The organism is Streptomyces sp. NPDC003691, assembly GCF_053981115.1.
This window is the reverse complement of sequence record NZ_JBSFNQ010000004.1, coordinates 137,501-158,690: the sequence shown is the minus strand read 5'-3', so window position 1 is coordinate 158,690 and position 21,190 is coordinate 137,501. Positions and strand designations below refer to the sequence as shown.

Below are 21,190 nucleotides of genomic sequence, written 5' to 3'. Positions count from 1 at the left end.
TCCCAGGTCTCCATCGCTCGCACCGTCCGCACCGTCCGCACCGGCCTCGTGGTCCTCGGGGCGAGTCGGTCACGCCCCGTCGGCTGAGTGGTCGCGCGGCGAGGCGGTGGAGTTCCCGGCGGGCCGGAAAAGTTCCGGAGAGTCCCGAAGAGTCCAGGAAAGGACCGGAGAGTCCAGGAAAGGTCCGGAGTCCGGGAAAGGCCGTCCGCCCCGGACGGACCGCGGCACCGGGCACGGACGGGCCGCGGCGGGGAAGGGCCGGAGGGCCCGGGACCGCCCGGGCGGTCAGTCCTCGCCGCGCCCCTTCACCTGGCGGCGGTCCGGGTGGACGCGGGCCGAGTCGGCCGCCGCCCGGCCCTCGGTCCAGCCCGCCTCGTCGGTGACGCCGCGTACCCGGGTGGCCGTCGTCCGGGGGAACAGTTCGTCGGTACGGGCGCCGACGGCGACCTCCCGGGTCGCCAGTACGGGCAGCAGCCCCGCGGGGGCGGTCTCCGAAACCGACTCGGCCGCGGCGGTGAGCCGTTCGCCGACCCGGGACGCGTACGCCATCAGGAACGACTGCCGGAACGTCTTGGTCCGCTTGCGGCCGCCGGCCCGCTGGTCCGCCTCGGCCCGGATCATCGCGGCGGTGCCCTGGACCAGCAGGGAGGCGTAGAGCAGTTCGACGGCTTCGAGGTCGGGGGCGTATCCGACGACCGTCGAGAAGTCGAAGGCGCTGTTCCAGACGGCGCGGCAGCGGTTCGCCTCCGCGACGGCGTCGAGGAGGATCGCCTTCGCCGTCTCGTACGGCGGCTCCACTCCGATCCGGCAGGCACCCGGGACGGCCGGGGACGGGCCGCCGCCGTCGAGCGCGGCCGCGTCGATGCTGTGCCGGGCGGCCAGCTCCTGGGCCTTGGCCGACAGGGCCTCGGCCTCCTCCGGATAGTCGGTGGCCTCGGCCTTGGCGAGCAGCGCCCGTATCCGGGTCAGTGCCTTCGGCTCCTGGGCGGAGGGCGGCGGCGCGGCGGACCGCTCCCCCGGCACCGGGCCGACCGGCTCGACCGCGGGCAGCCGCAGGAGCAGCCGGTAGAGCTCCAGCGCCGCCGTCGCGTACGAGAAGCGGTCAGGGGCCCGCCACGGCGGTACGGCGGTGGGGTCCAGGGCGGCGAGCTGACCGGCCCAGCGTGCCGGAAGGGTCGCCTCCGGGTAGCGGCGCGCCTCGGCCCGGATCAGCTCGGCCAGGATCCGCAGCCGGGGCTCGCCGAGGTCGCGGCGGACGATCCGGACGACGTCGGCGGGCTGCCAGCCCCGCTCCCAGGCGCGCCGGACGAACTCCTCGCCCCGCCGGGCCAGCTCCCCGTCGGCACCCGGGTCGGCGGCGAGCAGGGAGGCCGCGGTGTCCAGGGCGGTCTCCACGGACCGGTCCCGCGGCCCGGAGTCCTGCGCGTACAGCGCGGTCGCCAGGGCCCGCTCGACGGTGCTCTGCGGCTGCGGGGCGGTACTCATCCCTCCATGATGCGGTGCGCGGCGGGGTGCCCGGCACGGGCGGATCGGGGCGGGCCCCGTTGTTCCGGTCCCGGCACCCACCGCGGCCGGGGCACCCACGGCGGTCACGGCCCACGGCGGTCACGGCTCACGGCTCACGGCTCACGGCTCACGGCTTGCGGCTCACGGCCCACCGCCCACAGCTCACGGCTTGCGGAGGGTCTCCTTGATCCGCTCGTACTCGGGCAGCAGGGCCTTGTGGTCACTGTCCGCCTGGCCGCCGACCTCGACGAGCATGATGCCGCCGGGGGTGGCGACGGCCAGATGGCGCTCCTGTTCCGTCTGCTCCCAGAAGCCGTCCCAGCCCTCGTAGCTCACCTCGACGGCCTGGTAGGGGCCCGTCTTCAGCTCACGGTGCTCGACCTTCGCGATCTTCTCCAGACCGCTGTCCGCGACGAAGTCGTCCAGGGCCTTGCGGGCCGCGGCCCTGTCCGGGGTCTGGTTGGCGAAGCCGTTCGAGGTGGGCGACCAGAAACGGATGAAGCCCGTGGTGCCGGAGGGGCGGGCGTCGAGCTCGCAGACGATATGGGCCTTGCCCCGCCCGCCGATCGCCTCGGACAGCTCGTTCCCCTGGGCGACCGACAGCGCGTCGGCCTTCCACCCGGCGGCGATGTCGAAGGCGAAGGGGAGCGTGCAGACACCGCCCTTGCCGCCGATCTGCCGGACCTTCACGTCCGGGTCGGGCCGCGGGGCGCCGGCCCGGTCCTGCGGGGCGTTCTCACCGCCCCCGCCGCTTCCCCCGCACCCGGCGGCCAGTACCCCGAGCAGCGCCGTACCCGCGGCGAAGCCCGCCCGTCGCCGCCGTCCGCGCCCTGCCGTGGAACCGTCCATGGAGCCCCCCTGATGCCTGCCGCGGCGCACCCCGGCGCCGCTGAACGGGCTGATCCTAAAGGGGTCGCCGCGATCGGTTCGTACGAATAAACGCGCGGCCCGGAGGCGCACCGCGCAGCCGGCCACCGGGACCGGCGTCCGGCCTGCTGTCAGAGTCTGCTGTCAGAGCCCTCTGTCAGAGGCTGCTGAGACAATTCCCCCATGACGGAACGGTGGGCGATCGCGGCGGAGGAGGGCGACGGGGCACGGCTCGTGCCCCTGCGCCCCGACGGGCTGCCCGCCGGGCCGGTGGTCCGGGAGCCCGATCTGGTCACGGCGGTCCGGTCCCGGCCGGAGGTCGGCCGCTGGGTGTGGCGGTCCACCTTCGACCTCTACCCCCGGCTGCTGGCGGCCGGGGTCCCGGTGGACCGGTGTTACGACATCGAGGACGCCGAGCTGCTGCTCCTGGGGCACGAGGGCCGGTTCGGGGAGCCCCGGTCGGCCGCGGCCGCGCTGGCCCGGCTGCGGCGGCAGCCCGTCCCGCCCGATCCGCCGCAGCGCGCGGCCGAGCCGGGCGCCCAGTCGTCGCTGTTCGAACCGCGGCCGGTACCGGTGCCGCTGGAATCCCTGCTGGAGGTGTACGCGGAGCAGCAGCGCCGTCATGACGCGACCGCCCACCCGGGCCGGATGAGGCTGCTCACGGCCGCCGAATCGGCCGGAATGCTGGTGGCGTCCGAGATGAACCGCGCGGGGCTGCCGTGGCGGGCCGATGTGCACCGGCGGCTGCTGGCGGAGCTGCTCGGCGAGCGGTACGCGGGCGGCGGGGAGCCCCGGCGGCTCGCGGAGCTGGCGGACGAGGTGTCGGCGGCGTTCGGGCGGCGGGTGCGGCCGGATCTCCCGGCCGATGTGATCAAGGCGTTCGCGGAGGCGGGGGTGAAGCTGCGGTCGACCCGCCGGTGGGAGCTGGAGGAGATCGGCCATCCCGCGGTGAAACCGCTGGTGGAGTACAAAAAGCTGTACCGGATCTGGGTGGCGCACGGCTGGGGGTGGCTGGCGGACTGGGTACGCGACGGCCGGTTCCGGCCCGGCTATCTGCCCGGCGGCTCGGTCTCCGGGCGGTGGACGACCAACGGCGGCGGCGCGCTCCAGATCCCCCGGGTCATCCGGCGGGCGGTGGTCGCGGACGAGGGCTGGCGGCTGGTGGTCGCCGACGCCGACCAGATGGAGCCCAGGGTGCTGGCCGCGGTCTCCCGCGACCCCGGTCTGATGGAGGTCTCGGGCCATGAAGCCGATCTGTACTCGCTGCTCTCCACCCGGGCGTTCGCGGGCGACCGGGAGCACGCCAAGCTGGCGCTGCTGGGCGCGATCTACGGGCAGACCTCCGGCGACGGCCTGAAGAACCTCGCCGCGCTGCGGCGCCGCTTCCCGGCCGCGGTGGCCTATGTGGACGATGCGGCCCGCGCGGGCGAGGAGGGCCGTCTGGTCCGTACGTACCTCGGCCGCACCTGCCCGCCGGTCCGGGGCGGGGACGATGCCGGGGAGGCGGGCCTGCCGCAGGAGGACACCGAGGCGGCCGTCCCGTCCGGTACCTCGGACGCCCGGGCCCGCGGCCGCTTCACACGGAACTTCGTGGTCCAGGGCGCCGCCGCCGACTGGTCCCTGCTGATGCTGGCCGCGCTGCGCCGAGCGACCGCCGGGATGCGGGCCGAGCTGGTGTTCTTCGTCCATGACGAGGTCGTGGTGCACTGCCCGGCGGAGGAGACCGAGGCGGTGACGGCGGCGATCCGCGAGGCGGGCGCCCTGGCCGGCCGGATCGCCTTCGGCGACACCCCGGTCCGCTTCCCGTTCACCACGGCCGCGGTGGAGTGCTACGCCGACGCGAAGTGACCGGCGGCACGGCCGGGTCCCGGGACCCGGCCGGCCGCGGGGCTCAGACGGCCGCGCCGCGGAAGGTGCGGCGGTAGGCGTTCGGGGTCGTGTCGAGCGTACGGAGGAAGTGGTGGCGCAGGGCGGCCGCGTTGCCGAAGCCGCAGTGATCGGCGATCACGTCCATCGTCTCGTCGGTCGACTCCAGCAACTCCTGCGCCTTGAGCACCCGTTGCCGGAGCAGCCAGCGGTACGGGGTGGTGCCGGTCTCCTGGAGGAAGCGGCGGGCGAAGGTCCGCGGGGACATATGGGCCCGTTCGGCGAGCCGGTCGACGGTGATGTCCTCGTGGAGATGGCGCTCCATCCAGTCGAGGGTCTCGGCGATCGTGTCGCAGCGGCTGCGCGGCAGGGGGTGGGTGATGTACTGCGCCTGGCCGCCGTCGCGGTGCGGCGGGACGACCATGCGGCGCGAGATGTAGTTGGCGACTTCGGGGCCGTGCTCCTGGCGGAGGATGTGCAGACAGGCGTCGATGGCCGCGGCCGTACCCGCGGAGGTGACGACCGGTCCGGCGTCCACGTACAGCACGTCGGGGTCGATCTCGGCCAGCGGGAAGCGCCGTGCGAGCGCCGCGCTGTACCGCCAGTGGGTGGTGCAGCGGCGGCCGTCGAGCAGGCCCGCCGCGCCCAGGACGAAGGCCCCCGAGCAGACGCTCAGCACCCGCGCGCCCCGGTCCACGGCCCGGCGGAGCGCGGCGAGCAGCTCCTCCGGATAGCCCCGGGTCGAATAGGAGCCACCCGTCGGCACGGCGATCAGGTCGGCCTCCTCCAGGCGCTCCAGACCGTACGGGGTGGTGATGGTGAAGCCCGCGTGTGTGGAGAGCGTGGGGGTGTCCTCGGCGGAGACGACCGCGAAGTCGTACACCGGCATTCCGTCGTCGCTTCGGTCGAGGCCGAACACCTCGCAGAGCACCCCGAGTTCGAAGGGGTGCACCGTGTCGAGCAGTGGTACCGCCACATTGCTCAGCATGGCGGCCAGTGTGCCACGGCGGGGCCGGACGGCTGGCAGTAAATCGAAGATTCATGACAGTTCTGCCACTGCTGCCGGGTGGGCAGGCCCGCGACAGTAGAGGGCATGAACACGTTCTGGAGCTACCTCGCCGTGATCGCACTGGCCGCCCTCGTCACCCTTCCCGCCCTGGTGGGCCATGCCCGGGACCGGGCGGTCGACCGCCAGCTACGACAGGCGGCCACCCGGGACAGAACCCCCCGTACGGCCCCACCGCCCCCACACCCGGCCGCCCCTGCCGATACGCCCCGTCCCGCCCGGGCCGCCCGCCCGGAGGGCACGAACGCACCCTGCGCCACGGGAGCCCCGTGCACCGCGGCGGCGTGACCGTAGGACACTCCCTCACCCGGCGCGGGCACCGCCCGCGCCCCGCACCCCGCGGACGAGCAGGGTCCCCGCCCGGCGGGGACTCCGGTCCGGCGGCGGGAGTACGGCGGCGGTCACCTCCGCGAAGCCGTACCCCGCCAGCAGATCGCACCAGACCTCCGGCGGATGGTCCCAGCGCGTGACGACGGCGGGGTCCTCGCCCTCGCCCCGGGGGATGAAAGCGGCCTGCCGGCCGTAGCACCCCGGGACGGGCGGCCGTTGCGAGAACGCGAACACCCCGCCGGGCCGCAGCTTCGCGTGCACCACGGGCACCAGCAGCGCCGGATCGGTGAACCAGACGGCCCCGAAGACGCTGTACACGGCATCCCACCCGCCGGGCCCGGCCGCCAGCCACCCGAGGGCATCCCCCTCCACCAGCTCCACCCCACCGGGCCCGCCCCGGCGCTCCCGGGCCTTGGCGAGCTGCCGCCCGGAGAGGTCGACCCCCGTGACCCGCGTCCCGGTCCGCGCGAGATGCGCGGCGTTCCCCCCGCTCCCGCACCCCAGATCCACCACCCGCCCGCCGCCCGGCAGCCCCAGCACCTCGGCACCGGGCCCGTGATCGGCGTACTGGGTCCAGTTGAACCAGGTGCTCTCCCCCCGGGCATCAACCGCCCTCCGCACAGGCGCGGTGCGCGCGTAGACGTCCCATGCGGCACGGGCGGCATCGGTCACGGGCGGCAGCTCCTTCGGCAGCGGAGGAAGCCGCCCCGGACCCGCCCGGGCGGCTGAGGAACGCACGGTCAGGTGTTCACCGGGCTGTCGGAGCAACCCGCATAGCTCTGGGTGCAGTCGGCTCCTCCGCCCCCCGGCCAGAACTCGGGGTCGATGGTGTAACCGGCGGCACGGACAGCGGCCTCGGTACGAGCCATGGCGGCTCGCCCCTTGCCGGAACCGTGCCCGCCCCGGTCCGGTACGTGGTGGATAAACCCGGCCCCCAGGGAGGCACAGAAGTCGGCGTAGGGCTTGGTGTGGAGGACGAAGGCGTGCCAGAACAGATCCACCCGAAGACTCGGCGTCATCCTGTGCGCCACGGTCGCGGTGGTCGACAGGAATGCCGCGAGCTGCTCGACACCGCGCTCGCCGAGTTCATCGGTGAGTCCGGGCCAGTAGTCGTCACGAACGAGCGCAACCAGATCCGCGCGGAGTTCGGGGCGGATGAGATCGAGATGTGAAGCGCCTGCGTTCTCCCGGTGGGTGATCGTCATGTCATCGCCTCCTGGTGTGCCGGTGTGCCGGATCTGCCACCGACCACGCTTCAGGACGCCGCGGCCAAGGGCCAGCAATATCCGCGTTCCGGGATAAACGATCACGGACGGAATGTCTCTGCCCATTCCGCGAACAGCGCCCGGGCGTCGTTCCCGAACAGGGCGATCCGCTCGTACGAGGCAAAGATCTGCCGGTACTCGGCAATGTCCCTGGCGTCACGGAACACCAGGCGCCCGGTGAAGGTCTCGACCGTGACGAGCCGCTCGTCGTAGACGGTGAACGTGTTCATCGGACCGCGGACGCAGGGCGCCTGGGGCGGGAGGACGCCGATGCGGACACTCGGCAGATGGGTCAGCGATACCAGCCGGTCCAGTTGGGCCGCCATCTCGGCGGGTGGGACCACCGGCCATCGGGCGGCCTGTTCGGTGAGGAGGAAGGTAAACAGCTTCCCGCCGTCATGGAGAACGGCCTGCCGTTCCATCTTCCGCGCCAGCACTCCCGAGAGGTCCCCGGGCACATGGGTGAGGCCGGCCCGCATATAGGCGGGCGTCGCCAGGAGCCCCGTCACCATTGCGGGGAGAAAGTAACGCAGCTCCACCGCTTCCGCTTCGAGGCCGGCCAGTTCCGCCTGGCGCTTCTCCGTACCCCGGCGCCACGATGCCCTCTTGCCCTGCCACTCCGTGTTCGCCAGCCTCGCCAGGGCAGCCATCTGAACCGCGGTGTCGCGGGGTGTGTCCAGGGCCTTGAGGATCAGCTCGACATCCACGAGACCGGGCGTGATCCGCCCGGTCTCGATATTGCTGAGCTTCGTCTGCGACATATTGCAACGGCGGGCGAGCCAGATCTGCGTACGGCCCGCGTCTCTGCGCAGAGCGCCCAGTGCCGCCGCCAGATCGGCTTTGGACCTGCCGCCCAGATGCCCCGGGTCAAACACCAAGGCCCGTCACATACTCCTCGAAAGGCACGGCGGACTCCAGAGCGATGCGCTGCCATTCCCGGTAGGGGGCAGGGTCGCCCTCGTACACCTCACGGTTGAGCTGGGTACCGTCCGGCCGGAAGTTGAGATGTGCGATCCGGGAGCGGTCGAACATCCACCAGTCCCGCCCTCCGGAAAGAGGCAGACCGTAGTCGTTCCGCGTCACGTCGAGGACGCGGATGTCCTCCCCTGCGGCGATATTGCCGGGGATTCCCCAGGCGAACTGGTACCGCTGGTAGTCGGTGAGCGGCACACGCACGATACGGACCCGTCCGACGTTCCTTCCCGACCTCACATACGAACGCACCCGCTCGTGCCACAGGGCGTTGTGACCCGCAGGTTTCCGCTCCCCCCGGAGGAAACGGGCGATGTTCTCCCGCTCCTTCGGCATCGTGTATACGGGCTGCGCCTCGAAACGCCAGGCCTCTTGTCCGAACGCGTCGAAGAAGCTGCGCCACTCCTCACCATCCAAGCGCACGGAAAGCCGCCCTCAGCACATCCTCGGGAATCTCCACCAGCGCTTCACCGGCAGGTGGTACGAATGCCCGGGAAACCTCGCCCTGGACGAGGAACGAGCCGTTTCCCGTCCGGTAGACGTTCGGACAGTCGTCATCGTCGCAGTTGGGGTCGTCGATGCCACCGGTGAGACGGGTCAGTTTCTCGACCGCCATCTTTCCCTCCTCCGCCGCGCTCACGGCCCGTACCTGCCGCCGGGTGCGACGGTAGGACGGGCCCGTGCCCCTGTCCACGGAAGGAACCCGGTATCCGCGTTACGGGGTAAACGATCACCAACGGCCGGGGGTGTCCATCGGCTCCCGGCTAACCGCCGGCCGGGCGGGCGCCGTGGGCCGTGGTGAGGGCGGTGAGGCGGGCCGCCATGGCGGTGTCGAGGGCGGTGATCGTGTTGCCCGCGTCGTGGGTGGCGAGGGCGAAGCCGATCGTGCCGTAGAGGACGGTCACCTCGGCATGGTGGTTCGCCTCGTCCTCGGCGGCCGCCACAGCCGCGTAGAGGGCGGGGACATCGGCGCGGTCCAGCTTGAAGGAGGCGGTGAGCCTGCCGTTCTCGACGGTCCAGCCGGGCAGGGCGGTCAGGGCCTCGTCCAGCTCTGCGGGGGTCAGCGGGGTGGCGGCCATCAGATGCTCCTCGGGTGCGTGCGGTGGCTGCGGCGGTCGGCTTTCGCGGGGTGGTCCGGGCGGCCGCCGACGGGACGGCGACCGGTCCGCTCCCGCCCCGTCGGAGCGTATCCACCGGCCCGCGGCCACGGGCGGATCCGCGCTCCGGCGCGGCCGCTGCGAGCGGGACGGGGGTGGTAGCCGGGACGGTGCTGCGGCCGGGACGGGCGGGGCGGGTGGAGCGGGGCGGGGCGGGGCGGCGCAGACCAGGCCCGGGGCGGCGGCGGCCGGAGCAGGCCGGGGCCGGGACCGGGGCGGATACGGGACCGGCTACGGACCAGGTGCCGGAGCGGGCGTATCACCGGGGCGGATGAGTACGCGTGCTCATGTGGTGATAATCCGCCCGGCCGAAAACTGTCGATCATGACAGCGAACGAGACCCCCACCGGCAGGACCCGTCACCACCGCAGGACCGGTGCCCGCGCCCGCCGCCGGATCGCCCTCGCCCTCACCGCGGTCGCCGCCCTGACGGTCACCGCCTGCGGCACCCAGCAGAGCGGCGCCGGGAAGGAGGGTGCCGCCCGGGACACGTCCGCGGGCTCGGCCCGGGCCGAGCCCGCCGCCGCCGCGCCGCGGACCACGGACAGCGGGGAGCTGCCCGACGGGGATGCCGTGGAACTGGCCTTCATGGAGAAGGACCTGGAGCTGACGGAGCTGTGCTCGCCGGTCCCGCCAGGTGGCCGGAAGCAGCAGGAGAAGGAGCGGGCAGCGGCCGCCGCGGAGGAGCGGGCGGCGGAGGAGGAGCCGCGGTCCGGTCCGGAGGAGCCGCTGCCGGAGGAGGGGCAGCCGGTGCCTCTCGACGACACCGTTCCCGTGCCCGACCCGCCCCGCTCCGAGCCCGGCACCACCCCGGCGGTGGGCGATGTGGAACTCACCGAGGTGGAGAAGTGCGTGGGGGACGCGCACGCGCGGCGCGTCACCGGGCCGGTCACCGGCCTGGGGCCCGCCGCTTCCCCCGAGCAGGTCAAGGCGGAGCTGCGGGGCCTCGGCTACCCCGGCCACCGTATCCACGGCCCGGTGCGGTCCGGTGAGACCACCCGGTACTGGCTGGACCTGCGGATCATGGGCGGCAGGCTCGCCCTGGAGATCTCGTCGGCCGGACCGAAGGTCCGCGCCACACCGCAGGGCGTCTTCGAGAACGGTCCGTTCGTGGTACCGGGCCTGCCCCGGAAGTAACCACCGGCAGGCAGTGGGGCCGCGACGAGCAGCACGCCGCCGCTATCCGTCGCCGCCGATCGACAGTACGTCGCCGACGGGCCTGCGCCGGGTCGACGGGCCCGTCGGACCGTAGCCGAGGCGGATGACCATATGGACATGGCCCATCGCCGACGCCGGGTCTCGGACCGCCCACCGCAGGTCGCTCCACTCCAGGGCCTGCGAGGCGACGGAGGTGGCCAGGCCGTCGAGGGTGGCTTCCAGGAGGACGCGTTCCATGGCCTGCCCGGCCCGGAGCCAGTCCGCCGGATGGTCGCGGGCCGTGCCGAGGAGGGCGAGCTGCGGGGACTCCTCGAAGACCGCGGACTCCCGGACGAAGTCGGGGTCGGGGAGCAGCGGCACCCCCGCCGCCCGGCCGGTACCGGAAGCGGCCCCGCCGGTACCGGAGGCACCGCGGGAGCCCGTACCGGAACCGGAGCTGGAACCGGAACCGAAGGCACCGCCGGAGCCGCCCGGCCCGGCGTAAGGCGGCTCCCCGGGGCCGAAGTCTCGGACCGGCGCGCCGCCGCCCCGGCGCAGCGGTCCGAAGGCGTACCGCGGGATGCCGTCGTCCCGCTCCCGGCCCTCCGGCGGGTCCCCGGTCCAGCGCGCGATCTCCGCCCGGTGGGCCGCGTCCTCCTGCTCGCGGACGAGGGCCTCGCCGCTCAGGTCGAGGATGGTCCGCCGGTGGAAACCGTCGGGAAAGGCGAGGTGGGCGCCCTCCAGCAAGGCGGCCCGGCCGAGCACGTCGAGCAGCGACAGCTCGATGCGCTCGTCGTCGAAGGGCGCACGGCTGGTGTGGCGGCGGCCGAGCGCGGGATACAGCTCGGCGAGTTCGTCGTACGACTCGGGGCGCCGCGGCACCAGGGCGATCTCGGCCAGCAGATCCGGGTCCGCGGGGTCCGGCAGCAGCCCGACCACCGGGTCCCACCCGGCGTGGACGGCCGCGACCCGCAGATTGAGGACCGCGGCCGCGCAGCTGATGTGCAGGGCCCGCCGGTCGGGGTCGGCCAGGGGGAGTTCCCGGGCCGGGTCGACCCGGATCCGGAAGGTCCGGGTGCCGGGCTCGTAGTGGAAGAGCCACGGCTGGGCGTTGTGCATGGAGGGGGCCAGCGTGGCGTCCCCGACGAGTGACGCGATCAGCGTCTCGTCGAGGGGGGCGGCCTCGGAGGGTGCCACGGGGGTCGGGGGCACGGCGTTCCGCTTCCTGCTGGGGGCTGCCCGCCGGGGTGCGGGCGGAGAGTCCTTCCAGCGTCGCCGCCCGTCCCACCACAAAGAAAGGCCAAAAGTCCTATATGGTGAATAAACCAATTGAATCGCACTTTTTGCCTGCTCTTGGGAATGGCGGATCCGCCGCCGCGCCGTGCCCCGGGGCGGGCCGCCCGGGACCAGCACCGGGACCGGCCGTGAGGACAGTTCCCCCGCCCCCGGGGAGACTGGTCCCGGACGGCACAGAACGATCCTCTCCGCGAGGAGGTGGCAGCCGATGACGGCGGAGGACTTCGGTACGGGCACCGAGGCGGGCACCCGCCCCGACGCGGGCCTGATCCGCGAAGGCGTGCTCGCCCTCCTCGCCTGCCCCGACGCCGACAGCCTGCTGACCACCGCGCTGCGGAGCTGTCTGACCGCGGTCGGCGCGTACGGCGGCGCGGTCTTCCTGACCGACGACGACGGCTGGCTCCGGCTCTCCGGCTACGAGGGCATGGACGAGGAGTCCATCCGCCGGTTCCCCGTCCTCGCCCCCGACTCCCCGCTGCCGGCCGCCGTCGCGGTACGCGAGCGGCGCACCGTCTACGGCGTCTCCGACGACCTGGCCGAGCGGTACCCCGACCTCCCCGCGCTGCGCGACGCGATCCGCTTCGCGGTCGTACCGCTGCCGGTGGACGAGCGGGTGCTCGGCGCGCTCGTCGTCCAGTACGACGGTCCGCTGCCGCTGCCGCCCCCGGACGACCGGCTGCTGACCATGGTCGGAGAGGTGTACGCGCACCGGCTGGAGCATCTGGCGGCCCGGGAGCGGCCGGAGCACCCGGACGAACCGGGAGCCGCGGCGGGGCCCGGGGACGGGAGCACCGCCCCCGGCGAGCCGGCGGCCCCCGGCACCACCGGCCCGCCCGGTCCGGCCACCCCCCGCGACCTCCGGGACTTCCGGCGCCGCAGCAAGAGCGGCCGCACCCGGCTGGAACTCGCCATGTCCAGCGGGAACATCGGCTCCTACGAGTGGGACATCCCGTCCGGCACGGTCATCGCCGACGAGCGCACCATCCGTCTCTTCGGCCTCGACCCCGACCGGTTCGACTCGCTCGCGGAGTCCTTTCTGCGCACCATCCACCCCGATGACGTCGACCGGATCCGCGGCGTACTCGACGAGAGCCTCAGAACCGGTGAGCACCACGCCGCCCACCGGGTGGTCTGGCCCGACGGCTCGGTGCACTGGCTGGAGTCCAAGGGCACCGTCCAGCACACCCGTACCGGCGAACCCCGGCTGCTGATCGGCGTCATCTGGGACACCACCGCCCAGCGGGAGCGGGCCAAACGCCGCGAGACCCGGCGGGAGTTCGTCCTGAAGGTGACCAACGCCTTCGCCGCCGCCCTCTCCACCCAGGACGTCCTGGACACCATGACCGGCACGGTCCTGCCCGAACTGGGCGCCAACGCGCTCGCCATCCATCTGGAACACGAGGGCCGGCTGCTGCTCGCGGGCGCGGTCGGCTACCCCCGGGAGACGCTGGACCGGCTGCGGGTGATGGGTTCCGTCGACGACAACCCCATGGCGGAGGCGCTGCGCGCCGGGCACCCCCTCTTCTTCCGCAACCGCGCCGAGTACCGGGAGCGCTTCCCCGATCCCAGGCTCCGGCCCGCCGAAGCCCATGGCGCCTATGTGTTCATCCCGCTGACCTCGGCGGACGGCACGGTCGGCAGCTGTCTGATCTCGTACGCCTCACCGCGCGAATTCGGCTCCGACGACCAGATCGTCACCGCCGCCATCGCGGGCATCCTCACCCAGTCCCTGGCCCGGGCCCGGCTCTCCGACCTCTTCCGGCGGCGGATGACCGACCTCCAGGAGCTGATGATGCCGCGCACGCTGCCCCGGCTGCCCGGCTTCGAGATCGCCGCGCGGTACGTCCCGGCGGCCGAGGGCATGCAGGTCGGCGGCGACTGGTTCGATCTGCTGCCGCGCGAGGACGGCGGCGCGTCCCTGGTCATCGGGGACGTGGAGGGCCACAGCGCCCAGGCGGCGGGCGTGATGGGCCAGTTGCGTACGGCCCTGCGGGCGCACGCCGACGACGGCTACCGCGCCGAACGTCTGATGGCCCGGGGCAACCGGACCCTCTGGGGCCTGGACACCGACCGGTTCGCCACCTGTTGCATCGTGGACGTGTCGCCGCGGGCCGGCCATCTCCAGATCGTCCGGGCCGGCCACCCCTCCCCGCTGCTGGCCCAGCCGGACGGCACGGTCCGGGAGCTGGAGGTCCCCGGCGCGCTGCCGCTGGGCTACACCCCCGCCGACCGGTACCCCGTCTACCACGGGCAGCTCGACCCGGGCGCGGTGCTGCTGCTCTACACGGACGGGCTGGTGGACACGCCCGACCGGTCGTACGAGGACGCGGTGGCCGCGGTCTCCCGGCGGCTCTCCGCCTGGACCACCCGGCCGCAGCACGGCGGCACGGACCGGGCGGCCGATCTGGAGGCGCTGGTGGAGAGCCTGGTCGAGGAGGGCCCGGCGCATCCGGGGTACGACGATGTGGCGGTCCTGGTGGTGCGGCGCACCTCGTGGGAGTCGGGCCCGGTCAAAATGGCCCGCTGACCGCCGGGCCCGGCACGGCCGGGGGTCGGGGGCGGGCGGCGGGCTCCGGCGCGGCCGGTCGTGGCAGACGGCAGCCCCGGCGCACCCGGGTTGAAGCAGGCGGCAGAGGCACCCGGTGGTCGCCGCAGGTATATGCCCCGCGCCCATGCCCCATGGCACAGACGGACCCGTCGCGGGGCGGAAACGGCCCTTTACGTCCGGTGAGTTCACCCGGCGGAGGAGGGTGTGGCGCAGGGGGGACGTACCCACTGACCGAGACGGGTGGCTCGTATGACACAGCGGGATACCGGAACCACGGAGACCACGGAAGGCACAGAAACCACACCTCCTCAGCAGCCCCGGAAAGCCGGGAACCGCCTGCGGGCGCGGGTCCGGATGAGGACCGCGCGGACTGCCCGGAACACCCAGACGGGCCCGGCACCGGCCCAGGCCGCGAAGGACAACTCGCCTCCGGCGGGCCCGAAGACGCCGGGCCGGCCCACCGCCCCGGCGCCCGGCGCCGCCTCACCGGCCGGTGGCACCCAACCGGCCGGCGACACCCGACCGTCCGGTGACACCCAACCGGCCGGTGACACCCCGCCGGCCGGGGAGCACGGCCACGGCGCGGAGGAGGTCTCGGAGTCCGAGCGCCTCCTCTTCGGCGGCCCCCTGCGCTACGACACCGGCTGGAGCACGCACGACGGCTCCTTCCTCGAACTGAACATGCGCGCCATGATCGTCCGGATGCCCGGTCTGGTCGCCGCCACCATCCGGCTGGCCCACCGGGCCGACCGGCGCGCCCTGCGGCAGGTCGCGGGCGCCGAACTCGGCGGCGGTATCGCCCAGGCCGTCGGGCTGGTCGCCGTCAACCAGATCCTGGTGCATCTGCTGGGCGGCGGGCCGACCGTCGACCGGATGCTCGCCGCCGTACCGGCGCTGACCGTCGTCGCCTTCACCGCCGTCGTGGCCGCCCTGCTGCGCTCCGCTTCCACGGCCGGGACCGGCCGGCTGGAGCCGAAGGTGTTCCGGGTGGCGACGGAGGAGTATCTGGAACGGGTCGCCCGGGTCGAACTGTCGGCGGTGGAGGACGAACAGTTCCACAAGCTGCTGGACTCGGCGCAGTGGGGCGCGGAATCCGCCCGCCGGATGATCCGGTTCTGTACGTCGGTGGTGAGCGCCGGTATCTCGCTGGCCGCCGCGGCCGGGGTGCTCACCGTGCTCCACCCGGCACTGCTGCCGCTGCTGATGCTGATGACCCTGCCCAGCGCCTGGAGTTCGCTGACGATCGCCCGCCGCCGGTACGTCTCCTTCCACACCTGGGTGCAGCACGCCCGGGCCGGTCAGCTCCTCGGCCGGCTGCTGATCGACGCCCAGGCCGCGCCGGAGGTCCGGGTCCACAACATCGGCCCGTTCCTGCTCCGCCACTTCCGGATGATGGCCGAGACCGGGGAGCGCGAGCAGACCCGGCTGGCCGGACTCGCCGCCCGTACCGGACTGGTCGCCTCCGGCTGGACGGGGCTGGCTACCGCCGCCACGTACACCACCCTCGGACTGCTGCTGTGGACCGGCACGATGGACCTGGCGGTCGCGGGCACGGCCGTCATCGCGATCCGGACCGGCTCCGCCAATCTGGAGGCGCTGGTGGTCCAGCTCAATCTCCTCTACGAGGAGAGCCTCTTCGTCTCCGACCTGGACACCCTCTGCAAGGAGGCCGACCGCAGGCTGATCCCCGAAACCGGCCGGCCGCTGCCCGCGCGGGTGGATGCGATCCGCTTCGAGGACGTCAGCTTCACCTACCCCGGCGACGACGACACCCCCGCGCTCGACCGGGTCGACGTGACCATCCCCACCGGCCGGATCGTCGCCCTCGTCGGCAACAACGGCAGCGGCAAGTCGACGCTCGCGAAACTGCTGTGCGGGCTGTACGCGCCCGACTCGGGCCGGGTGATGTGGGACGACGTCGACGCGGCCGAGGCCGACCGGGCCCAGCTCTTCGACCGGATCGCACTGGTCGCCCAGGACTTCTTCCGCTGGCCCTTCACCGCCCGTATCAACGTCGCCATCGGCCGTCCCTCGGCCCCCCAGGACGACGCCCTGCTCGACGAGGCCGCGGCCTACGCGGGCGCCGACGAGACCGTCGCCTCCCTCCCCCGCGGCTGGAACACCCTGCTGGCCCGCGGCTACCGCGGCGGCCACCAGATCTCCGGCGGCCAGTGGCAGCGCCTCGGCATCGCCCGCGCCCGCCACCGCAACGCCGGCATCCTCGTCGTCGACGAACCCACCAGCGCCCTGGACGCCGAGGCCGAACAGCGGGTCTTCGACCAGATCCGCAATATGGCGGCCGAGGGCCAGACGGTCGTCCTGATCACCCACCGCCTGCACAGCGTCCGCCACGCCGATGTCATCTACGTCCTGGAACACGGCCGGGTGGTGGAGGAGGGCTCCTTCACGGATCTGATGTCCCCCGACGCGGTGGGCACCTTCCGCCGGATGTACCGGGTCCAGTCGGAGCAGTACGCGTACGAGCCGGAGCCCGCGGAGTAGGGAAGGGCGGGCGGACGGCTCGCGGAGCAGGGAAGGGCGGGCGGACGGCTCGTGCCCGCGCGGGGGCGCGGGCCGTCCGCCCGGCACGGCACCGCGGTGCCGGAGGCCGTCCGGTCCCGCCCGTCACGCTCCCGGTGAAGGGGGCGGCACCCGGCCCCTCCCGGGCCGGGCGCAACTCCTAAGCCCCGGCGACCAGCGGGCTCAGGCGGATGACCGTGATGTCGATCTGGCCGTGGCCGTCCTCCCAGGCCGCGATCGGTTCGCAGCCCTGCTCCGACAGGCCCGCCGAGCCCCGCTCCTCCTCGGCGAGGAGCATCATCCCCTCCTCGCCGTCGGTGCAGAAGTAGGCGGTGTGGGCGCGGAGTCCGGGGTGGGCTATCGCGGCCAGGGCCTCCGCCCGGTCCTCCGCGGGCTCCACTTCGAAGGGCACCAGGTCGCCGGGGCCGTCGCCGGTGTCGAGGGCGGCCTTCAGGGCGCCGAGGAGGGTGCCGTCGGAGAGCAGCCGGGGGAAGAAGACCGTCCAGGCGCCCGCGAAGGCGGGATCCGCGAGGTCCACCCCGTACCGCTGCACCAGCGGGGCGAGGTCGGCGCCCCGGATGAGCCCGGAGGAGAAGCAGGCCGCCGCGACGGCGGCCGTGAACTCCGCCGGGAGCGCGGACTCCGCGTTCCCCGGCGTGAGTTCGAAGACCGAGCGGCTCGCGTCGAAGACCGGTGTCCGGTCGGAGTCGTCGAACAGGCAGCAGTCCCAGACCACCGGTTCGGCACCGCCGAGCGCGCCCGGGCGCACCCAGGCGGCGTCCTGCCGGAACCCCGTCTCGTACATCAGATTGCCGTGGGCGGAAGCGGCGTACACCGCGTCCTGGTCGTACGTGCTCAGCGGGCGGCCCAGCAGTACGGCGAAGGCGTCGGCGAGCTGCCGGTTCCAGTCGGTGTCCACGGGGGCGGAGGTTTCCTGTGTCATGGCGGCACCGTAGTGGTGCCCTCCGACAGCGGGGAGCGTGATCGGCGCCACCAGGGGCTTCGCCGGTATCACCGCGCCCGCTCACAGCAGGCTTATGCGGGCCCGGCAAAACTCCGTGGCCCGTCGTCCGGCGGGTGAAGCGGAGGAGCGCGCATGAGCTTGGCGATCAGAAGCAAACGGGTGACGGCGGTGGCCCTTGCCTCGGTTCTGTTATCGGGAGTCGTGGCCGTGACCGGGGCCGGGACCGCGACCGCGAGTGGTACGGCCGGGGCGGCCGGGGCGGAGCGCCCGGCCGGCCCGGGCTCCGGCGGGGAGCCGCGGTACGCGGCCGGGCGGAGCGTCACCCTCGCGACCGGCGAGCGGATCAGCGCGGACCGGGACGGCAAGGGTCTGCGGTACGAGCAGCCCGAGGGCCGGAAGCACATTCCGCTGATGTTCCGGACCGGCGGCGGGCGCACCCAGGCGGTCCCGCTGGACCTGGCGGACGACCTCGCGGCGGGCCGGCAGGACCCTCGGCGGTTCGACATCACGGAGCTGACCGGGCGGGCGCCGGGCGCGCAGCCGGGCAGCGCGGAACCCGGCGGCGCGGGCGGACCGGACCGGGCCTCCGGCGCGGCGGCTTCCGGTGACCGTGCCCGCCCCCGTACCCCCGCCGCGACACACACCCTGACCCTCGATTTCATCGGCCGGGACGGTGCGGTGGGGCGGGACTTCGAGGTCCGGCTGCAGGGGCTGACCGGTGCCGCCACGGGCTCCTTCCATATGCCGGACGTCTCGTCGGGCCGGGTCACCCTCCAGGTCGCTCCGGGCCGTTATGTGCTGGAGGCCGTCAACAGCCCCTCCCGCGAAGGCTCCGCCCCGGTGGACATGCTCATACAGCCGGTACTGGAGGTGGGGCAGGACACCACGCTCACCGTGGACGCGCGGGACGCCCGTCCGGCGCGGTTCTCCGTCCCGGACGCACAGGCCGTGAACCTGTTCACCATGGCTACCTACACGGTGGCGGTGGGCGAGCATGTGCTGGGGTCCGCCATGCCCGTGACGGACGGCGGTGAGATCCGTACGGCGCACCTCGGCCCCGAGGTCACGGACGGGTCCCTCTCCCAGTCGTGGCAGGCCATGTGGGAGCGGAACACCACCGACTACAAGGTCATCTGGGGCGAGGCGGACGCCCGGCGGGTCGCGACCGGCCCGGCCCGGCGGTTCACCGACGCAGAACTGGCCACCGTGCACACGGGCCTCGGCTCGTCCGGGACCGGTGCACACGGTGATGTCTCCGCCCGGGGCGAGGCACCCGGCTCGTGGTTCGGCCTCTCCCCCATGCGGGCGCACGCGCTGCCCGCGGCCCGTACGCTGAAGCTGTCGACAGTGCCCGGAACGACCTGGGCACTCCAGACCGACCAGGACCGCTATCTGCCCTCGGGCGGGCTGGTACGAGAAGGCTCCTATTTCGTGGCTCCGAGGCAGTACACGGCGGGCAGCGTCCGCAGGGAGACCTTCAACACCGGAGTCTTCTCCCCCTCGCTGGCGTCGGGGGGTGTCTTCCGGTCGGGGAACACCCTGATGGGCGCTCTGCCCGTGTTCGCGGACGGCAGGGCGCACGAGGGCTGGTCACAGCTGTCGTCGGCGCGGACCACGCTCCACCGCGACGGTGTGCTGATCGGTGAGAGCGGCGACCCGCTCACCGGCGGCAGCGGCTCGCAGTTCACGGTTCCGGCCGGGGACGCCTCGTACACCCTGGCCACCTCCGTCACCCGGGACGCGGCCGTGGGACGGGCCTCGTCCCGGGTGGACGCGGCGTGGACGTTCCGCTCCCGGGAGACCACCGCGGTGGAGCGTCTGCCGGTGTCGACGGTCCGCTTCCACACACCCGTCGACCTGGCGTCCACCGCCCCGGCCGGGGCCCGGCAGCGGGCCGGTGTCGTCGTCGAGGGCCCGGCGTCCCGGCCGGGGAACCTCGCCTCGCTGGATGTCCTCGTCTCCTACGACCGGGGGGCGAACTGGCAGCCGGTGACCGTGACGAACGGCCGGTTCCAGATCGACAACCCGGCGAAGGACAGGTCGGTCTCCTTCCGTGCCTCCTTCGGTGACCGGGACGGCAACCGGGGCACGGTGACGGTCCTGGACGCCTACTTCACCCGGTAGACCCGCGCCCGGACCGCTCCCGCCGGGTGACCGGAGCCACCCGTCACCCGGCCGGGGCGTCCACCGCGGTGTTCTGGCCCGCGACGATCTTCCAGCCGTCCGGCTGCTCGGAAATCACATAGAGCGTCGCTCCCCAGGGACCCGCCACAGGCCCGCCCGCGGCGTCGGCCGGGGTCTGGACCACGTTCACCGCGATCACCCCCGGAGCCAGCTCCAGCAGCTTCACGACCTCGTAGCGCGCATGGGAATCGCGCAGGAAGCTCTTCATCGCCGGGCCGCTGAAGTCGGCGATCGCCTGCCGGTCGTCCAGCCGCAGGCCCCTGGCGTTGGACCACGACGCGCGCTCGGCGAACTGCTCGCTCAGCGCGACCGGGTCCTTGTCGTTGAACGCCTTCTCCAGGGCCTTCACCACACCGGTGACCGCCGCCCGGACCGGCTCCGCGATATCTCCCACGACGAGGACGCTGCTGGCCATGACCGCTCCTTCGGTAACCGGGCGCCGCCCGGGGCGCCGTGTCCGCCGCCGGAGAACAGTCCACAACCTCTACCAACGTTGAGGTCAAGAGTGATCAGGCGGTGGCGGCCGGAGGTATCGAGGCCGGATGGACCGCGGCCGGGCCGAAACGGGCGCGGGCCCGGTCCGCCGCGGCCTCCAGCCGGCGGGCGCGGTCGTCGGACGGATCGAAGGTGAGCTGGTGGGCGGCCCGGTCCTCGGGGGCGATGTCCTGGGCGCGCAACGCCACACTGCGGACCCTGGCCCGCTGGAGCGCGAGGGAGGTGTAGAGGCGGTACGCCTCCTCGGCCAGCGCGCGGGAGTGGGCGGTCGGCTCGGGAAGGGTGCGGGTGCGGACCGTGCCGGAGCGGTCCGCGTAACCGACCGTCAGCACCAGTGCGCCCGCCGCCCGGTGCTCGCGCCGCAGCTTCCAGCCCAGCTCCTCCGCGCAGCCGAGCAGGGCCCGGCGGTGGCGCTCCGGGTCCAGTTCGTCGCGCGGGAACTCCCGTAGTGCCGCCACCGTTTCGGGCGGTGCCGCGGCCGTGACCCGGGTCGGATCGGCGCCCCGGGCCTGCTCCCGGAGCCTGCGGGCGGCGGGGGCGCCGAGGATCCGGCCGAGCGTGTCGGCCGGGACGCTCCGGAGGTCGCCGACCGTCGTCAGACCGTACGGCGCGAGCGTGCGGACGGTCGCGGGGCCGACGCCCGGCAGGACCGCCACCGGCAGCGGCGCCAGATACTCCGCGACCGCCTCCGGCTCCACGGGCGCGCAGCGGATCGCGTTCGGCGGGCCGGACTGCGCCGCGATCCGGGCGAGCAGCGGATTGGCGCCGACCCCGACCGTGCAGTCGATACCGTGGACCGCGGCCACCCGCATCCGGACCAGCGCCGCCAGATCCCGGGCGTCCCGGTCGAAGTACCGCCGGGCCCCGGCGACATCGGCGAGCAGGGCGTCCGGCGGCAGCGCCTGCACCAGCGGGGTGATCCCGCCGACCAGCCCCACCAGCCTGCGGTAGACCGGCTCCGGGTCGCCGAGTCCGGCGACCGCCCGCAGTCCGAAGTGCACATAGAGGATCATGCTC

19 protein-coding genes are annotated in these 21,190 nt (G+C 73.7%); 6 read left to right on the top strand and 13 right to left on the bottom strand.

Translation table 11 applies throughout. From position 1 onward, the window contains the following. Positions 1-285: 285 nt before the first annotated feature. Positions 286-1,485 carry a DUF2786 domain-containing protein gene (locus ACWDR0_RS03745; protein ID WP_456349976.1) on the bottom strand — a complete coding sequence of 400 codons (1,200 nt, stop codon included), beginning with the start codon at positions 1,483-1,485 and terminating at the stop codon, positions 286-288. Positions 1,486-1,668: 183 nt separating this feature from the next. Further along, positions 1,669-2,355, bottom strand: coding sequence for a lipoprotein (locus tag ACWDR0_RS03740; protein ID WP_456349975.1), 687 nt, complete (start codon positions 2,353-2,355; stop codon positions 1,669-1,671). Positions 2,356-2,556: 201 nt separating this feature from the next. Here ACWDR0_RS03740 and ACWDR0_RS03735 point away from each other — a divergent pair, with 201 nt between their 5' ends. Next, positions 2,557-4,221, top strand: a complete 1,665-nt coding sequence (locus ACWDR0_RS03735; protein WP_456349974.1) for a bifunctional 3'-5' exonuclease/DNA polymerase — start codon at positions 2,557-2,559, stop codon at positions 4,219-4,221. Between the two features lie 43 nt (positions 4,222-4,264). Here the strand turns inward: ACWDR0_RS03735 and ACWDR0_RS03730 are convergent, their stop codons facing one another. Beyond that, a complete protein-coding gene (locus ACWDR0_RS03730; RefSeq protein WP_456349973.1) occupies positions 4,265-5,227 on the bottom strand; it encodes a helix-turn-helix domain-containing protein in 963 nt (320 codons plus the stop codon). A gap of 105 nt (positions 5,228-5,332) precedes the next feature. On the opposite strand from ACWDR0_RS03730, the gene ACWDR0_RS03725 reads away from it, so the two are divergent. Continuing rightward, positions 5,333-5,593, top strand: coding sequence for a hypothetical protein (locus ACWDR0_RS03725; RefSeq protein ID WP_456349972.1), 261 nt, complete (start codon positions 5,333-5,335; stop codon positions 5,591-5,593). Positions 5,594-5,608: 15 nt separating this feature from the next. On the opposite strand, the gene ACWDR0_RS03720 is transcribed toward ACWDR0_RS03725, so the two are convergent. The 6 genes from ACWDR0_RS03720 to ACWDR0_RS03695 all read right to left on the bottom strand — a co-directional run bounded on the left by ACWDR0_RS03720 (position 5,609) and on the right by ACWDR0_RS03695 (position 8,951). Continuing rightward, a complete protein-coding gene (locus ACWDR0_RS03720) occupies positions 5,609-6,307 on the bottom strand; it encodes a class I SAM-dependent methyltransferase (RefSeq protein WP_456349971.1) in 699 nt (232 codons plus the stop codon). 68 nt (positions 6,308-6,375) lie between these two features. Continuing rightward, the gene (locus tag ACWDR0_RS03715; protein WP_456349970.1) at positions 6,376-6,840 is read right to left on the bottom strand and encodes a glycine-rich domain-containing protein; all 465 of its coding nucleotides are present in this window, start codon (positions 6,838-6,840) and stop codon (positions 6,376-6,378) included. A gap of 101 nt (positions 6,841-6,941) precedes the next feature. After that, positions 6,942-7,778 (bottom strand): helix-turn-helix domain-containing protein, encoded by an 837-nt coding sequence (locus ACWDR0_RS03710; protein WP_456349969.1) that lies wholly within the window; start codon positions 7,776-7,778, stop codon positions 6,942-6,944. Then, positions 7,768-8,295: a DUF6879 family protein gene (locus ACWDR0_RS03705; RefSeq protein ID WP_456349968.1), complete on the bottom strand. Its 528-nt coding sequence runs from the start codon at positions 8,293-8,295 to the stop codon at positions 7,768-7,770. The genes ACWDR0_RS03710 and ACWDR0_RS03705 overlap by 11 nt, the downstream gene beginning before the upstream one ends. After that, entirely contained in the window at positions 8,279-8,488 is a 210-nt protein-coding gene (locus ACWDR0_RS03700; protein WP_456349967.1) for a hypothetical protein, read from the bottom strand. The genes ACWDR0_RS03705 and ACWDR0_RS03700 overlap by 17 nt, the downstream gene beginning before the upstream one ends. 148 nt (positions 8,489-8,636) lie before the next feature. Beyond that, a complete protein-coding gene (locus tag ACWDR0_RS03695; RefSeq protein WP_456349966.1) occupies positions 8,637-8,951 on the bottom strand; it encodes a 4a-hydroxytetrahydrobiopterin dehydratase in 315 nt (104 codons plus the stop codon). Positions 8,952-9,353: 402 nt separating this feature from the next. Here ACWDR0_RS03695 and ACWDR0_RS03690 point away from each other — a divergent pair, with 402 nt between their 5' ends. Continuing rightward, complete coding sequence (locus ACWDR0_RS03690; RefSeq protein ID WP_456349965.1) at positions 9,354-10,166, top strand: hypothetical protein; 813 nt, start codon at positions 9,354-9,356, stop codon at positions 10,164-10,166. Between the two features lie 42 nt (positions 10,167-10,208). Here ACWDR0_RS03690 and ACWDR0_RS03685 read toward each other — a convergent pair whose 3' ends face one another. Continuing rightward, the gene (locus ACWDR0_RS03685; RefSeq protein WP_456350019.1) at positions 10,209-11,363 is read right to left on the bottom strand and encodes an Acg family FMN-binding oxidoreductase; all 1,155 of its coding nucleotides are present in this window, start codon (positions 11,361-11,363) and stop codon (positions 10,209-10,211) included. Positions 11,364-11,670: 307 nt separating this feature from the next. On the opposite strand from ACWDR0_RS03685, the gene ACWDR0_RS03680 reads away from it, so the two are divergent. Then, a complete protein-coding gene (locus ACWDR0_RS03680; RefSeq protein WP_456349964.1) occupies positions 11,671-13,989 on the top strand; it encodes a SpoIIE family protein phosphatase in 2,319 nt (772 codons plus the stop codon). Between the two features lie 711 nt (positions 13,990-14,700). Continuing rightward, a complete protein-coding gene (locus ACWDR0_RS03675; protein ID WP_456350018.1) occupies positions 14,701-16,512 on the top strand; it encodes an ABC transporter ATP-binding protein in 1,812 nt (603 codons plus the stop codon). Positions 16,513-16,690: 178 nt separating this feature from the next. Here the strand turns inward: ACWDR0_RS03675 and ACWDR0_RS03670 are convergent, their stop codons facing one another. Next, positions 16,691-17,473 carry a hypothetical protein gene (locus tag ACWDR0_RS03670; protein ID WP_456349963.1) on the bottom strand — a complete coding sequence of 261 codons (783 nt, stop codon included), beginning with the start codon at positions 17,471-17,473 and terminating at the stop codon, positions 16,691-16,693. A gap of 153 nt (positions 17,474-17,626) precedes the next feature. Here ACWDR0_RS03670 and ACWDR0_RS03665 point away from each other — a divergent pair, with 153 nt between their 5' ends. Beyond that, positions 17,627-19,618 (top strand): 1,4-dihydropyridine esterase, encoded by a 1,992-nt coding sequence (locus tag ACWDR0_RS03665; RefSeq protein ID WP_456349962.1) that lies wholly within the window; start codon positions 17,627-17,629, stop codon positions 19,616-19,618. Between the two features lie 43 nt (positions 19,619-19,661). Here ACWDR0_RS03665 and ACWDR0_RS03660 read toward each other — a convergent pair whose 3' ends face one another. Together ACWDR0_RS03660 and ACWDR0_RS03655 are read right to left on the bottom strand one after the other, a co-directional pair. Further along, a complete protein-coding gene (locus ACWDR0_RS03660; protein ID WP_456349961.1) occupies positions 19,662-20,093 on the bottom strand; it encodes an SgcJ/EcaC family oxidoreductase in 432 nt (143 codons plus the stop codon). A 94-nt stretch (positions 20,094-20,187) separates the two neighbouring features. Next, entirely contained in the window at positions 20,188-21,186 is a 999-nt protein-coding gene (locus ACWDR0_RS03655; RefSeq protein ID WP_456350017.1) for a DNA polymerase Y family protein, read from the bottom strand. Positions 21,187-21,190: the final 4 nt, after the last annotated feature.

Bases quoted from the DNA above. Each gene is read 5' to 3' on its own strand.
- ACWDR0_RS03745 (WP_456349976.1), bottom strand. From the start codon at position 1,485: ATGAGTACCGCCCCGCAGCCGCAGAGCACCGTCGAGCGGGCCCTGGCG.
- ACWDR0_RS03740 (WP_456349975.1), bottom strand. From the start codon at position 2,355: ATGGACGGTTCCACGGCAGGGCGCGGACGGCGGCGACGGGCGGGCTTC.
- ACWDR0_RS03735 (WP_456349974.1), top strand. From the start codon at position 2,557: ATGACGGAACGGTGGGCGATCGCGGCGGAGGAGGGCGACGGGGCACGG.
- ACWDR0_RS03730 (WP_456349973.1), bottom strand. From the start codon at position 5,227: ATGCTGAGCAATGTGGCGGTACCACTGCTCGACACGGTGCACCCCTTC.
- ACWDR0_RS03725 (WP_456349972.1), top strand. From the start codon at position 5,333: ATGAACACGTTCTGGAGCTACCTCGCCGTGATCGCACTGGCCGCCCTC.
- ACWDR0_RS03715 (WP_456349970.1), bottom strand. From the start codon at position 6,840: ATGACGATCACCCACCGGGAGAACGCAGGCGCTTCACATCTCGATCTC.
- ACWDR0_RS03700 (WP_456349967.1), bottom strand. From the start codon at position 8,488: ATGGCGGTCGAGAAACTGACCCGTCTCACCGGTGGCATCGACGACCCC.
- ACWDR0_RS03695 (WP_456349966.1), bottom strand. From the start codon at position 8,951: ATGGCCGCCACCCCGCTGACCCCCGCAGAGCTGGACGAGGCCCTGACC.
- ACWDR0_RS03690 (WP_456349965.1), top strand. From the start codon at position 9,354: ATGACAGCGAACGAGACCCCCACCGGCAGGACCCGTCACCACCGCAGG.
- ACWDR0_RS03680 (WP_456349964.1), top strand. From the start codon at position 11,671: ATGACGGCGGAGGACTTCGGTACGGGCACCGAGGCGGGCACCCGCCCC.
- ACWDR0_RS03675 (WP_456350018.1), top strand. From the start codon at position 14,701: ATGATCGTCCGGATGCCCGGTCTGGTCGCCGCCACCATCCGGCTGGCC.
- ACWDR0_RS03670 (WP_456349963.1), bottom strand. From the start codon at position 17,473: ATGACACAGGAAACCTCCGCCCCCGTGGACACCGACTGGAACCGGCAG.
- ACWDR0_RS03665 (WP_456349962.1), top strand. From the start codon at position 17,627: ATGAGCTTGGCGATCAGAAGCAAACGGGTGACGGCGGTGGCCCTTGCC.
- ACWDR0_RS03660 (WP_456349961.1), bottom strand. From the start codon at position 20,093: ATGGCCAGCAGCGTCCTCGTCGTGGGAGATATCGCGGAGCCGGTCCGG.
- ACWDR0_RS03655 (WP_456350017.1), bottom strand. From the start codon at position 21,186: ATGATCCTCTATGTGCACTTCGGACTGCGGGCGGTCGCCGGACTCGGC.